The 14562-nt window shown below is 55.7% G+C and carries 7 protein-coding genes; 3 read left to right on the plus strand and 4 right to left on the minus strand.

Translation table 11 applies throughout. The annotated features are described in order from the left end of the window. Positions 1 to 193: 193 nt before the first annotated feature. Positions 194 to 3109, minus strand: a complete 2916-nt coding sequence (locus KJI95_RS05270) for a TonB-dependent receptor domain-containing protein (RefSeq protein WP_250885565.1) — start codon at positions 3107 to 3109, stop codon at positions 194 to 196. An 850-nt stretch (positions 3110 to 3959) separates the two neighbouring features. Between KJI95_RS05270 and KJI95_RS05275 the strand changes: the two genes are divergently transcribed. Both KJI95_RS05275 and KJI95_RS05280 read left to right on the plus strand, forming a co-directional pair. Further along, the gene (locus KJI95_RS05275; RefSeq protein WP_250885566.1) at positions 3960 to 6041 is read left to right on the plus strand and encodes a S9 family peptidase; all 2082 of its coding nucleotides are present in this window, start codon (positions 3960 to 3962) and stop codon (positions 6039 to 6041) included. Between the two features lie 173 nt (positions 6042 to 6214). Next, positions 6215 to 7933 carry a SulP family inorganic anion transporter gene (locus tag KJI95_RS05280; RefSeq protein WP_214506083.1) on the plus strand — a complete coding sequence of 573 codons (1719 nt, stop codon included), beginning with the start codon at positions 6215 to 6217 and terminating at the stop codon, positions 7931 to 7933. A gap of 56 nt (positions 7934 to 7989) precedes the next feature. Here the strand turns inward: KJI95_RS05280 and KJI95_RS05285 are convergent, their stop codons facing one another. Beyond that, positions 7990 to 8952 carry an alpha/beta hydrolase gene (locus KJI95_RS05285; protein ID WP_214506084.1) on the minus strand — a complete coding sequence of 321 codons (963 nt, stop codon included), beginning with the start codon at positions 8950 to 8952 and terminating at the stop codon, positions 7990 to 7992. Between the two features lie 2 nt (positions 8953 to 8954). Beyond that, positions 8955 to 10127, minus strand: coding sequence for an MFS transporter (locus KJI95_RS05290; RefSeq protein WP_214506085.1), 1173 nt, complete (start codon positions 10125 to 10127; stop codon positions 8955 to 8957). Positions 10128 to 10284: 157 nt separating this feature from the next. Between KJI95_RS05290 and KJI95_RS05295 the strand changes: the two genes are divergently transcribed. Beyond that, entirely contained in the window at positions 10285 to 13788 is a 3504-nt protein-coding gene (locus tag KJI95_RS05295) for a hybrid sensor histidine kinase/response regulator (RefSeq protein ID WP_214506086.1), read from the plus strand. 15 nt (positions 13789 to 13803) lie between these two features. On the opposite strand, the gene KJI95_RS05300 is transcribed toward KJI95_RS05295, so the two are convergent. Further along, positions 13804 to 14484 carry a response regulator gene (locus KJI95_RS05300; RefSeq protein WP_214506087.1) on the minus strand — a complete coding sequence of 227 codons (681 nt, stop codon included), beginning with the start codon at positions 14482 to 14484 and terminating at the stop codon, positions 13804 to 13806. Positions 14485 to 14562: the final 78 nt, after the last annotated feature.

Consider the following 14562-nt stretch of genomic DNA (forward strand, 5'->3'; position numbering starts at 1 on the left):
AAGTTTGTTCCACAGCAACCGCCAAAAAGCATGCCAATCAAGGGATAAAATGCCAAAAACCAACACAAACACGGCATCAATAACGACAGGCAGTGCGGCACCTATAACGCAAACCCACAGGGCTTATTTGGCAAAGCGCATAAAAAAGCCCGGCGAACCGGGCTTTTCCATACGCAGTTACTGCAATGTGCTATCAGAACTTGAAGCGCACACCGGCGTAGTAGCGGCGGCCAATGGCATCGTAAGTACCGGCATCGGTTTCAACGCCGGTATCGGCGCCCGGCAGACCTGAGATGATAGGCGCAGGATCGGCATCAAACAGGTTGTTCACCCCGATGTAGAACTCGGCCACATCAAATGGCTGATAGGCCACGTTCAGGTCGTGATAGGTCACAGAGCCCACACTCACTGACTCAGGTGCCAGTTTCTTACTGGTCAGGAAGCTGTCATCCAGATAAGACTCGCCGATGAAGGTGGTGTTCCACGCCACGGTCAGGTCTTCCCACTGATAGCCCAGCGACAGATAGAACTTGTTTTCCGGCGCGCCCACTTCGCCAGCGAACGGATCTTTTTCAGAGCCGGGCAGCGGAATGGCATAACCTTCAATCACATGGGTGTACGACAGACGGGCATTGGCCTGACCGGTCAGACCGTAATCACCCAGATCCTTGGAGTAGCTCACCACCACGTCCACACCTGAGGTGGCAAAGCCGCCGCTGTTGGACACGCCTGAGTCGATGTATTCCAATGTACCTATGTTGTTGTTACCTGTGGTTTGGCCACGACGGGTAACGAACTGACACAGGCTGGTGTCGCCGCCGCCATAGCACTGATCCAGAATAAACTGGCGCGGCGTAGATACGATGGCATCTTCAATCTCAATGTCGAAGTAATCGACGTTGAAGTCGAAATCTTCCAGCACGGCGATGTTTTCAGGTGACACAGTCACGCCAAAGGTCCAGGACTTACCTGTCTCAGGGTCAAGATTCGGGTTACCGCGGTTATAACCACTGATGCCCTGCAAGTCGGCCTGGGTCTGGGTAAAGGCACCATTGGCCTGAATGTTGGCCATGATGAGCGGATCTTTACGGCACGCCTCAGCGGCGGCACCCGCTGTGGTGGCGGTTACGCCGTTACAGGGGTCAGTCAGGCCAGATGGATAATCCTGGCTTGGTGGTGAGAACAGCTCGTTGATGTTTGGCGCACGGGTCGATTCGGCGCGGATAGCACGGAAACGCACTTCTTCAATCGGCGCCCAGTCCAGTGCCACGTTCCAGCTGGTGGTGTTACCCACGGTGGAATAGTCAGAGAAACGTACCGCACCGCGCAGATTCAGCTGGTCAGCCAGGAATACATCGGCAAGCAGCGGAACGTTTACCTCGGTGTAATATTCCATCACATCAAAGCCGCCTTCGGTACGCGGAATGGCGTTACCGGCGTTAAGGCCAGCCTGCTGCAGCGGGTCAAACTCAGAGCGGGAAAACTCCTCACGGTACTCGGCGCCCACCGCCAGACCGACACTGCCCGCAGGCAAATCGAACAGATCGCCGTTAACGTTAAGACCAGCCACTTTTTGTGAGGTAAAGGTCGACAGCATGCCCGGCGCATTGATGTACTTAGCGGCCTCGGGGGTAATGCTGCCGGCACCAAACACGTTTACCGGCACGCAGCCCTGGGCGCGGGCATCGGCATCGATACACATCAGATTGCCGTTGGCATCCTTATAGGCCTGCAGTGCATGCTTGAAGTTCAGCACGTTCACCTGGCCGCTCGACACCTGCGACTCCTTGGTGGCGCCGTAGTTGTAGAAGGCATCCAGATACCAGCCATCGGTAATTTCACCTTCAACACCGCCAACGATACGGAAAGTATCACGATCGGCGATATTGCCGCGGTTACCTATGTCGGTCATACGGCGGGTAAAGCCAATGTCACGGAAACCGTCACCGTCGGTGTCGGTGGCGGCATTAAATACCGCATCCGGAACGAAGGGGTTACGCACCATCACATCTTTGCCGCCCTGGTTCACCAGAAACTCAATTGGCAACTGGCCGCCGGTGCTTGGGAACAAATCTTCCGACGACAGTGCAAACGGCTCGAGTTCAGTCTGGGTCTGGGAGGAGGCGTAAGTACCTTCCATGAAGGTGCTCCAGCCTTCAGACAACTCATACTTACCGCTGGTCGCCAGCAGATAGCGCTCTACCGGAATCGCAATTGTGCGATAGTTGTTACGGTTAAAGCCGTTGGCCTCACGGGTGGCCGAGCCGTTAGTAGACCAGCCTTCAATCAGCTTGCCGTTTTTATCGTAGGTAAATTGGGTATCACCGGCAAAGAAACGGCCCTGCGGCGCAAAACTGGAGTAGAAGGGGCGAACCGGCGTAAACATATCTTCGGCTTTGCCGGTTTGCGCGCCCAATGAGGTCTGGTCGACGGCAGAGCGCTCTCTGTCACGCGAATATACGGCGCCCTGATCGGTATAGGCACCGTGGATCATGATGTTGCCTTTACCGTTGGACGACGAAGTCCCCATGGTAAACTGCAGCTGGTTTTCTTCGGCATCGCCTTCGGCGCTTTGTCCGCCCTGCACATCAAACTCAACACCTTCAAACTCTTGTTTGTAGATGATGTTTACCACACCCGCTACCGCATCAGAGCCATACACAGCCGACGCGCCGCCGGTCATGATATCGACCCGCTCGATAAACTGAGTAGGAATGGTGTTCAAATCCACCGCTGCACTGCCGGGAATACCGGATACAAAGCGGCGACCATTCACCAGCACCAGCGTACGATCTGTACCCAGGTTACGCAGGTCCACGGTGGCCACACCGGCGCTGGAGGTAGAGAAGTTGGAGTTGGTACGGCTGATGGCCGGTGAACCAAACGCCGGGTTCTTCAGCAGCAGGTCCTGAATGTTGGCCACGCTGGATGAGTCAATTTCCTTGGCATCCACGGTTTGCACCGGCGAGAAGCCCTGCAGATCGGTGCCGCGCATGCGCGAGCCTGTAACCTGAATGCGTTCCACCGAGGCATCTTTGGCAGTGCTTTCGGTATTTTCTTCGTCGGCGGCATATGCTGGTGTCAGACCGGACCAGGCTGCACTTCCCAAGGTTCCAATCAAAACTGCATGCGTCAATTTGTTTATTTTAAACATAGTCAATCTCCCTTGACTTTCATTTTATAAATACGGAGTTTCCGCTCGAAAAATAAACCATGAAAAAAATAAACGAACAACTCACCGGAATATTGAGTTACAAATGCAGATGAAAGAGTTACAAATTAAACATTAATTAAACAATACAAGCAGAATGCAACCACATGAATAAAATGAGCTTTTAATTTAAAATGCATCATTTACTTAACAATCAACCCTATTTGAAACGAGATATTTGTTAAAAATAAATTAAAAATCATTCTTAAGATTTAGCATTAAGAAATTAACTAACTCTTTAGCCATAAATTAGCTTTTAATCACTAAAATTGCGATGCGAATACTCATGAAATCCGCGTATGAACGGGTTAATTACCGTATGACAAACCTTTATTTACAGCTTATTTGTTACACCCCCGAAACTTATTCACTTTAACCCTTTCGATTTCTGTGACTATGCTCACCGTTTTCCGTCAACCTTTGTAAAGCAAAATGCAGCCTTGATCTCCGCCAAACCGACAACTAAGCGTCTCAAACGCCTCAGCCGGATTAATGACAGTTAAAGGTTAGTGTCGTAAGGTAAGTGCGCTTTAACCTATCCGGCGCCAGCCGGTAATTAGGGAAGGACTTGTTAGCAGCTTCCCTGAAAAGGCAAGTCTTGCGGTGGTGCCAGGCGGATATCGCCACCGCATCTAAGTTAAAAGACGATATAGAAAAGACGATATAGAAAGGACGACATTGAGAGGAAAACCTCGGCAGAAGGTCAATTCCCAACGACTGTGGATAGCGCAATCCTGGAGCCCATTGCATGAATAAAATCCATTTACTAACCGCGCTGTGTCTGTTTCCGCTGCTGTCAAACGCGGCCGACGACACCAGCACGCCTGCAACCAACGCAGCAACAACCAACACGGATGCCAACACATCCGAGCGGCTGCTCAGCGTCGAGCGCCTGTGGCAACTGGAGCGGGTCGGCTCGCCGGTGGTGTCACCCAGCGGCCAGTACATCATCGCGCCCGTGACCCGTTTCGATGTGAAAGAAGACAAGGGTTATACCCGTCTGTGGCTGTTTGACCGCGATGGCAACAAGCAGCGCCCTATCACCGCCGAGGGTCTCGGTGCCAGCGAGCCGGTGTTCTCCCCCGACAGCAGCACCCTCGCCTTTGTCAGCAAGCGCGACAAAGACGATGCCGGTCAGATTTATCTGCTACCGATGACAGGCCCGGGCGAAGCCCAGCGCCTGACCGAAGTGCCCACCGGCGTGTATGGCATCAAGTGGGTCGGCAAGCACCTCTACTTTATTGCCAATGTGTGGCCGCAAAAAACCTGGGAAGAAATGGCAGCCCAAATCAAGGCGGATAAAGACAAAAAGCTCTCTGCCCGTCAGTGGAACGCTCTGCCCTATTCCCAGTTTGATCACTGGATAGACGAAAACCGTCAGGCCCATGTGTTCCGTATCGCCCAGAGCGGTGGCGTGGTCGAAGCCATCACCCAGCCACTTGGCCGCGAGCTGCCACGCTCAAGCCAAAGTTCAGCTGACTACGATATCGATGCCAGCGAGAAGTACATCGCCTTTACCTCCAACGGCTGGGACAATCAGGTTGACCCCAATATCGACCTGTTCCTCGCCCGCATCGGCAGCAACAAGGCCGACAACCTGACGCCGGACAACAAGGCGCCGGATGACAGCCCAAGCTTCAGCCCCGATGGCGACACCCTCGCCTTCAGCCGCCAGCATATTCAGGGTTTTTATGCCGACACGGCACGGCTTATGCTGTACGACATCGGCAGTAAAAAACTGCAGTCCCTCACCGATGGCTGGGATCGCTCACTGGGCAGCTTTATCTGGAGTCAGGACGGCAAGAGCCTGTTCAGCAGCATTGATGACGCCGCCACCCAGCGCCTGTATCAAATCGATGCCAAAACCGGCAAGCCAAGGGCCATCACCAAAGACACCAGCTTTGGCGCGCCGGCCATTGCCGACAAAAACACCCTGGTGGCCACCAACGAAAGCTTCCTCTATCCGTCACACCTGGTGACTGTGGATGTAAAAAGCGGCAAAACCACTCGCCTTGATAATTTCAACGATGAGCTGCTTAAGCAAACCGACCTGGGTCACTATGAATCCGTGACCTACAAGGGCGCCGATGGCAAAGACATCCAGATGTGGGTGCACTACCCACCCGGGTTTGACAAGAGCAAGAAGTACCCGCTGTTCCTGCTTATACATGGCGGCCCTCACAACGCCATTGGCGACTCGTTCAGCTACCGCTGGAATGCCCAGACCTTTTCGTCCTGGGGTTATGTCACCGCCTGGCCTAACTTCCACGGCTCCAGCGGTTTTGGGCAGGAATTTGCCGATGCCATCAACCCTGACTGGCGCACCAAGCCACTGGCGGATATTCAGGGTGCCACCAAATACTTTGAGTCTCAGCCCTGGATTGATACCGAGCGCATGGTGGCCGGCGGTGCCAGCTACGGCGGCTACCTGACGTCAGTGCTGCTCGGCACCGAGCATCCGTTCAAGGCGCTGCTTATTCATGCCGCGGTGTACAACATGTACTCGCAGATGTCGGCCGACTTTGCCGTGCATGGCACCCGCTTTGGCGGCTACTGGGAAAACCCCGAGATCTACAAAAACATCTCGCCCCACTACCACGCCGACAAGTTCAAAACCCCAACCCTGGTTATTCACGGCCAGCTGGATTACCGCGTCCCCGTGGGCCAGGGCTTTGAGCTGTTCCGCACCCTGCAAAGCAAGGGCATTGAGTCGCGGATGATTTACTTCCCCGATGAGAACCACTGGATCCTTAAGCCAAATAACTCCATTTATTGGTACAACGAGGTTAAAGACTGGATGACCCGCTTCGCCGAGCCGGGCGCGCGCTGATCCTGCGATAGCCAACGGCCCCGCTTGCGGGGCCGTTTTTTGAGGTGTTCTCCAACGCGATCTCATTGTTCTGCCTACCTAGTACGACCAGCAGTATTGTTGGTTGGCTAAGGCCGACTATCTCTATAAACTCCGTGACCAAGATCACAACCGCATTTTGAAGGACAGCCAGCGTGCCGATATTTAACGCCTTTGACAGTAAATCCCGCACCAGCGACATCATGGGCGGTGTCACCGCCGCCATCGTCTCGCTGCCACTGGCACTGGCCTTTGGTGTTGCCTCCGGCGCCGGTGCCCAGGCCGGTATCTTTGGCGCCCTGCTGGTTGGCCTGTTCGCTGCCCTCTTCGGTGGCACCCGCACCCTGATTTCTGAGCCCACCGGCCCCATGACTGTGGTCACCACCGCGGTTATCGCAAGCTTCACCGCTGCCCACCCCGACAAGGGGCTCGCCATGGCCTTTACCGTGGTGATGATGGCGGGTTTGGTACAGATTATCCTCGGCGCGCTCAAGTTTGGCCGCTACATCACCCTCATGCCCTACAGCGTGATCTCGGGCTTTATGTCGGGTATCGGCGTGCTGCTTATCATCCTGCAACTGCCCAATCTGGTCGGCGTTGCCGGCATCACAGGCGGCGCAGTCGGGGTGATTGAAGCGCTACCGCAATTGGTCAGCAATATCAAATGGCAAGAGTTGGCACTGGCGCTTTCGGCGCTGGCACTGATGCAAATCGTCCCCAAACTCATCAAGATGCGCTTGCCGCCCCAACTGCTGGCGCTGGTGTTTTGTACCCTCGCCTCGGTGTTGCTGCTGGACATAGACGATGTGCGCCGCATCGGCGAAATCAACATCGGCCTGCCATCGCTGGTTATCCCTACTTTTACCTATGGCGAGCTGACCCACATGCTCATCAGCGCCGTGATGCTCGGCGCACTTGGCTGTATCGACTCGCTTATCACCGCCGTGATTGCCGATCGCCTCACCCGGGTCGAGCACGACTCCAACAAAGAATTGATTGGTCAGGGCCTTGGCAACATCGCCTCAGGCCTGTGCGGCGGCCTGCCCGGCGCCGGCTCCACCATGGGCACAGTGGTCAACATCCAGGCCGGTGCCAGCAGCGCCTTCTCCGGCGTAGTGCGGGTACTGACTCTGCTGACGGTGTTTTCCCTCGCCGCAGGCATAGTGGAGTACATCCCGATGGCGGTGCTCGCGGCCATTGCCTTTAAAGTGGGTCTTAATATTCTCGACTGGGCCTTTGTAAAACGTGCCCATCAGCTGTCGCGCTCGGCGGCCATGACCATGTATGTGGTGATGGTGCTGACCGTGTTTGTGGATCTGATTGTGGCCGTGGGCGTGGGCATGTTTATCGCCAACCTCATCACTATCGATCGCCTGTCGCAGCTGCAGGAGCGTAATATCAACGCCATCAACGACTCTGGCGAGGCGTCCGACATGCGCCCCAACGAAAAGCGCCTGCTCGATGCCATCAACGAAAAATCCAACACCCTGCTGTTAAGCCTGAGCGGGCCGATGATTTTCGGCGTTGCCAAGACTCTGCAGCGTGAATCCATCGCGGTGAAATCCGCCGAAACCCTGGTGCTTGACCTGTGCCGCGTGCCCTACATGGACTCCACCACCGGCCTTGCGATTGAAAACGTGCTGCTGGATGCCAAAGACTGCGGCTGCAATGTGTATCTGGTGGTGCCGCGTAAATATAAGTGGGAAGCCAACTTCGTCGACCACCACAGCGACCTGCCGACCTTCCACAGCCGCGCCGATGCCCTCACAAACCTCGCGTCCTCGCTGGGGATTGAAGTGGATGAGCTAAGTGCCAAGGCAAGCGGCACAGGTCAAGGCCGCGTGGAAACCAAGCCGACCTCAGCCTCTGCCTGAGCAAAACTGCAGTGCTGGCCCTAAAACGCCAGCACACAAACCATAATACGACGCCTTTAACGCTGACGTGAGCCCGCGATAAAGCGGGCGATGCACTGATAGGTGAAAAGGCACTCGTCCCGCACCAGGTCATGAAGCAGCATGTAGGCGTGGATCATCCCATCAAGACTGTGCTGTTCCACCCGCACACCGGCCTTTTTAAGCGCCTCGGCATATGCCAGCCCTTCATCCCGCAGTGGATCGCAGCCTGCGGTAAAAATAAGGGTTTCAGGCATACCCGCCGCCATGGCACCAAACAGCGGCGATGCTGCCCGCACCACCGCAGCATCTGATGCAAGGCGCTGAAAGTACTGCTCGAAATACCATTTCACCCGGGCCGTTTCCAGTAAAAAGCCGACGCCATTACTTTGATAAGACGGGCTCGACATGCTGTAGTCCACGCTGGGGTAAATCAGGATTTGCCGGTCAATTTTGAGCGTCGGATCCGCAACGCTTCGCATGCTCAGGCTGGTACAAATGGCGCCGCCAGCACTGTCGCCCATGATGTTGACCCCGGGCAAAAAGGCGACATCGTCCAACAGCTCGCGGTAGTGGTGCAGCGCATACTCGCAGTCCTCAAGCCCGGCCGGATACGGATACTCAGGCGCCAGCCGGTACTCCACGCTTATCACCACACAGCGGGCAATATCGGCAACCTGGCGGCATATAGGGTCGTACAGCTCAACGCTGCCGCACATATGGCCGCCGCCGTGATAATGCAGCACCACAGGCAAAGGCTCGCTTGGTGCCGGGCTGTAAACCCGGGCAGGCAAGGCTCTGCCAGCCACCAGCCAGGCCTTGTCGGCAACATAGGCAAGCGTTGGCCGCTCACTCATCAAGGCCGCGAGTTTATTCAGGTTTCCCCGAACAAGTTCAGGCGAATACGGGATATTTTGCGCTTTGGCGAGGGCAATATTCTCATTGGCCTGCGCCAAAAACTCAGTGAGTTTGGCCGAGGCCGTGCCACGGGAAGATGTCATCGTCACTCCTTTTGACTGCCGGTTTCGGGAAGAAAGTAACTGCCGATAAACACGGTAGAACTGAGCAGCGTGATAAGCACAAATGACGCCACATAACTGCCATGATTGATGTCCACCAGCTTGCCGAACAACCACAGCACCAAGGTCGAAATCAGGTAGCTGATGGACCAGAACAGGCTGAATACCACAGTCACTTTTTGTACCGTCATCGCCGGCAGCTCATGGGGGATGGACACCAGTGCCGTGACCGGCAAAAAGATACAAAAACCCAGCACTATGGCGCACAGGGTCTGCAGCCAGGGCGCGCTGGCAAAGGATAAGCCAAACACAGTGAGCACTATCCATGCGCCGCTCCAGCGGATCACCGGCAAGCGCAGCGGCTGTCGGCGGCTGTAGAGAATGCCGGCAATGGTGCCAATAATGCCAAAGCCGATAACCCACTTGCTTTGGCTGATCCCGGCCTGGGGATAAAAGGTAAACAGGCAGATATAAAAAGACAGCAAGCCCGAATAGGTGATGGCATAAATCCAGTTGAATCTGTCTTTGAGGCCATCGCGATAACGGTAGTCTGTGGCATCTTCGGTCACAGCAACCTTCGCTGTCGCCAAGGGTTCGAAGCGAACCAGCAACCACAGCAGTGCCAGCACCAGACTACAGAGCGAAAACCACACCAGACTGTGCTGCCAGCCGCCGCTGATGGCGTTGATATGGGGCATGCCCCACAGCACTATCGCGGTGCCCACGTTAAAGGCCACCGCATTCAAACCGTTAATCACCGGTCGCTCGGCCGGGGTAAACCAGTGCATCACTATCGGGTTGAAATACACAATCATAAAAGCGCCGCCAAGGCCCATCAAAAACCGGCTCAGCAACAAGAGGTCATAATTGGGGGCGTATGGGGTAACAATTCCGCTGACTATCAAAAGCGCCGCCAGCCAGAAGGCATATTTAACCCCAAACTTGAGCGTCAGATAGGCGGCCGCAAAGGTGCCGACTATCTTTGCCAGCGTCACGGCACCGCTCAGCAGACTTGCCGAGGCAAAGCTTTCAATCTGCATCGACGCCATAATCTGATCCATGCTCGCCGTACCGCCAACCCATGCCATGGCAAACAAGACGTAACTGCTGAACACCAGGGCTTCGACCGTATATTTATGGGTTATTTTCATAGGCATGGAATTCAATGGCTCAAGGTCAGAATAGCGCTAGGTTAGCCGATAGCCGCAGCCAAATAAGTACTACCTTAGTGCACCGCAGCGGGTAACAGCCTTTAACAAAACCTTTACCTGGTGTAGCTTGGCTGGGTAGCAAAATCGCACTCAGGGGACTATCTTGCTGGCTTGGTTATCCGTTGATACCTGGTGGATCAGCGCCATCTCAATCGCCTATCTGGCGCTGCTGTTTATTGTGGCCCAATGGGGACAAAATCAGGCGCGGGGCCAATGGCATAAGCGCCCCTGGGTGTACAGCCTGTCGCTGGGGGTCTGCTGCACTTCCTGGGCCTTTTACGGCACAGTCGGTCAGGCCGCAAGCACCGGCGCCTGGCTTGCGCCCATCTATATCGGCTCGATTCTGTGCCTGGTATTGGCCTGGCCTATGCTGATGCGGACGTTGCAGATAATCAAAAGCCAGAACCTGACCTCGGTGGCCGACTTTATCGCCTGCCGCTTTGACCGCTCGCCGCAAATCGCCGCCAGCGTGGCACTGGTTTCCCTGTTTGGCACCATCCCCTACATTGCCCTGCAGCTCAGGGCCATCAGCACCAGCTTTGACCTGCTCACAGGCACTTTTCAGTCGGGGATAAGCACCGCCTTTATCGTTACTATCGTACTTATTATCTTCAGTATTTTATTCGGTACCCGGCAACTGGCCGCCAGCAAACAGAATCAGGGACTGGTGCTGGCCATTGCGTTCAGCTCACTGGTGAAGCTGCTGGCGCTGACGGCGGTCGGCATTTTTGCCACCTTTTTTGTGTTTGATGGCTTCAGTGAGCTGCTGGCTCAATCGGCGCCATTGAGCGAGGCACCACCCCCGAGCTCGGGCTATTTTTTAGTGTCGCAAATCCTGCTTGGCGCTATCACCATCTATGCGCTGCCACAGGAGTTCCACATGATGATGATTGAAAATCATCATGCCAAGGAGCTTAAAACCGCGCGTTGGATGGTGCCCGTATACCTGCTGCTGATGAACCTGTTTGTGCTGCCGATAGCCCTCGCAGGCCAGCTCAGCTTTCCGGGCGGCAGTGTCGATGCCGACACGTATGTGCTGACCCTGCCACTCTTCTATCAGCAGGCCTGGCTTGGGATTGTGGTGTATGTGGGCGGTCTTGCGGCCGCCACCGCCATGGTCATAGTCGCGGCGATTGTGCTCAGCACCATGATTTCTACCGAGATACTCACGCCGCTGCTGCTGCGCCTGCCAAGGTTCAGCTCGCACAAAACCCCGGAACTTGCCGGGATCCTGCTGAATCTTAGGCGCATCGCCATTGCCACCATCTTGCTGTCGGCCTTTGCCTTTGAGCGCTATATCGACCAGCAAAATCACCTCGCCGGCATCGGCCTGCTGTCCTTTGTGCTGCTGTCGCAATTCGCGCCGGCGGCCGTGGGCGCGCTCTATTGGCGCAGGGCAAATCGTCAGGGTGCATTTTACGGCCTGCTGCTTGGCAGCCTGGTGTGGCTTTATACCCTGCTGCTGCCCGCCACCTTCCCCGATGCCGCCTGGGTGCAACAGGGACCTGCTAGCATCCACTGGCTGCGGCCGGGCGCCCTGTTTGGCCTTGAAGGGCTCGACAATATCAGCCACGGCCTGTTTTACAGCTTACTTGCCAATATCGGCTGCTTTGTGCTGCTGTCGCTGCTGCGGGAGCAGAGCATCGGCGAGCGGCTGCAGGCCGATGTGTTTATCAATCGCCGGGCGGTACAGCCCGAGCGGCATCTGAGTATCGACGACTTGGCGAGCTTGCTGCACCGGTTTATCAATAAAGAGGAAGCCGCCGAACTCCTTGCCCGAGCCAAAGCGGCGGGGCCGGAATTATCGGCGCAGCAGCGTGAAGACCTCGTGGTTTATACCCGGCTTAAGCTGTCGGGGGTGCTGGGCTCTGCCTCAACCAGAATGGTGATGAACGCCGCCGCCCGCTCCCGTCAGGTGCCGCTCGAAGACGTAGTCAGCATAGTAGACGAAGCAAGCCAGTTGTTTGAATTTAACCGTGAGCTGCTGCAGTCCGGGGTGGAAAACATAGAACAGGGGATCAGCGTGGTCGATGCGGATATGCGCCTGGTGGCCTGGAACAAGCGCTACATCGAATTGCTCGGTTACCCAAGGGATTTGGTTAAGGCCGGTATTCCCATCGAAAAACTGCTCAGATACAACATCGAGCGCGGCATCATAGTCGGCGACGAAGCCCAGGAGCTGGTAGAAAAGCGGCTCGACCATATGCGCAGCGGCAGCCCACACCATTTCCGCCGCACCATGCTGGATGGCAGGGTGTTGGAAATTCGTGGCCAGGCGATGCCGGGCGGCGGCTTTGTCAGCACTTTTACCGATATCAGCGCCCACATCGAAGCCGAAAAGGCGCTGCAATCGGCCAACGAGACGCTGGAGAAACGGGTGGCCGAACGCACCGCGGAGCTGATGCGAGCCAAGGCCGAGGCCGAAGCGGCCAACAGCAGCAAAACCCGCTTTCTGGCGGCGGCAAGCCACGATTTAATGCAGCCGTTCAACGCCCTGACTCTGTTTACCGAAATGCTGAAACAAAAAGCCACCTCGACCGAGCTGCAGGGGCTCGCTGGCAATATCGAAGCATCGCTGACAGTGGTCGAAAGCCTGCTGTCGGATTTGGTAGAAATCTCCCGCCTCGACAGCCGCTCACTGAAAACAGAATCGAGCGAATTTGCGCTGGATGAACTGCTCTCGACACTGGTGAATGAATTCAACGCCTTGGCACCGGCGCAGGGCATCAACTTCTCCTACCGCTATACCTCTTGCATGGTGAAAAGCGATCAGCGGCTGTTAAGGCGGATAGTGCAGAACTTTTTATCCAACGCCTTTCACTATTCGCCGGCCGGGGCGTTAAGCAGACGCCAGCAAACGCGCCGTCTCGCCAACGGCCCCGAGCCTGTGTGTGACCGCTTTACCCCAAGGGTCGTGCTTGGAGCCAGGCGTCTGCCCCACAGCCTGCTTATTCAGGTGTGGGACAATGGCCCCGGCATTCCCGCCGACAAGCAGCAAAGCATTTTCGGCGAGTTTGAGCGGCTGGAACAAACCCGGGAAATTCCGGGCCTCGGTCTCGGGCTTGCGATTTGCGACCGGATTGCCAGCCTGCTTGGCATTCGCCTTGCCGTGCACTCCGAGCTTGGCAAAGGCACCTGCTTCAGCGTGGAAGTGCCACGGGTGTCTGGCCGGGATGCCAGGAGCGCCAAGCCGGTACGTGACGCTGAGCCCGGCGCAGAGCATTTCCCCATTCGGGTGCTGGTTATCGACAACGACGAGCTGATGCTGAAAGCCATTTCCGGATTGCTTGAAGAGTGGGGCTGTGAGGTGCTGTGCGCCAAAGGCAGCGCCGATGCGCTGCGCCACTATACCGCTCAGGCAAGACCGCGGCTGATTATTGCCGATTACCATCTGGACGATGATGACAATGGGGTGTCGCTGGTGCAGTCGCTGCTTGAAACGGATGCCAAGCAGCCAAACACAGGCGCCAGAGCACCGGCCTGCATTATTTGCTCGGCCGATCCTTCCGAAGCGGTGCGCGAACATACCAGCAGCGCGGGATTCAGTTTTGTGCGTAAACCGGTTAAAGCGATTGCACTTAAGCGGCTGATAAAGCAGTTATCCTGAGCGGCTCAGGCCTTATCAGCCGCCAGACACACTGGCAGATGTTTTGTCGTTGCCTGTGGTCATCAGTTGCTGAAACACCAGCCCCGCCTGGGTGCGGTTATAGACCTCAAGCTTGAGCAAAATCGCCGACACATGCTTTTTAACCGTGGTTTCTTTGATATCCAGATCAAAAGCTATCTGTTTGTTTAACAGGCCATTGGCGATCCCCGCCAGCACTGTGTACTGCTGCGGAGTCAGCTGTGACAGCTGGCGCGCCAGGCGCTGATGTTCGGCCGTCGTTTGACGGTCGGCATTGAGGTCAGTGTGCTCGGGCAGCCATACCTCGCCGTCCAGCACTGTGGCGATGGCGCTGGCAATTTGCGCCAGATTGGCCGACTTGGGGATAAAGGCGCTGGCGCCCAGATTAATGGCTTTACGGATAATGTCGCTCTGATCGTCCGACGACACCATAATCACCCCTATGTCGGGGAAATGGTTTTGCAGCAGGGTCAGTCCGGTAAAGCCGTCGTTCCCCGGCATATGCAAATCCAGAAACACCAATTCAATATCGGGATGGCTTTCAATGGTGGCAATTAATTCCTGAAAGTTTTCCGCCTCCAGCACTGTGGCTTCACTGACATTTTTAAGCACAGCCTGGGTCAGAGCTGTCCGAAACAGCGGGTGATCATCTGCAATGGCTACTTTCATCGACAACATATTCCCTTACCTCAGATTGAAAATCAGTTTAGGCCCTTTACTATTCAACACCAGCACTTATTTCATTATTACCACAAT

It is taken from the genome of Shewanella jiangmenensis, from assembly GCF_018596335.1.
GTDB classification, from domain to species: domain Bacteria; phylum Pseudomonadota; class Gammaproteobacteria; order Enterobacterales; family Shewanellaceae; genus Shewanella; species Shewanella jiangmenensis.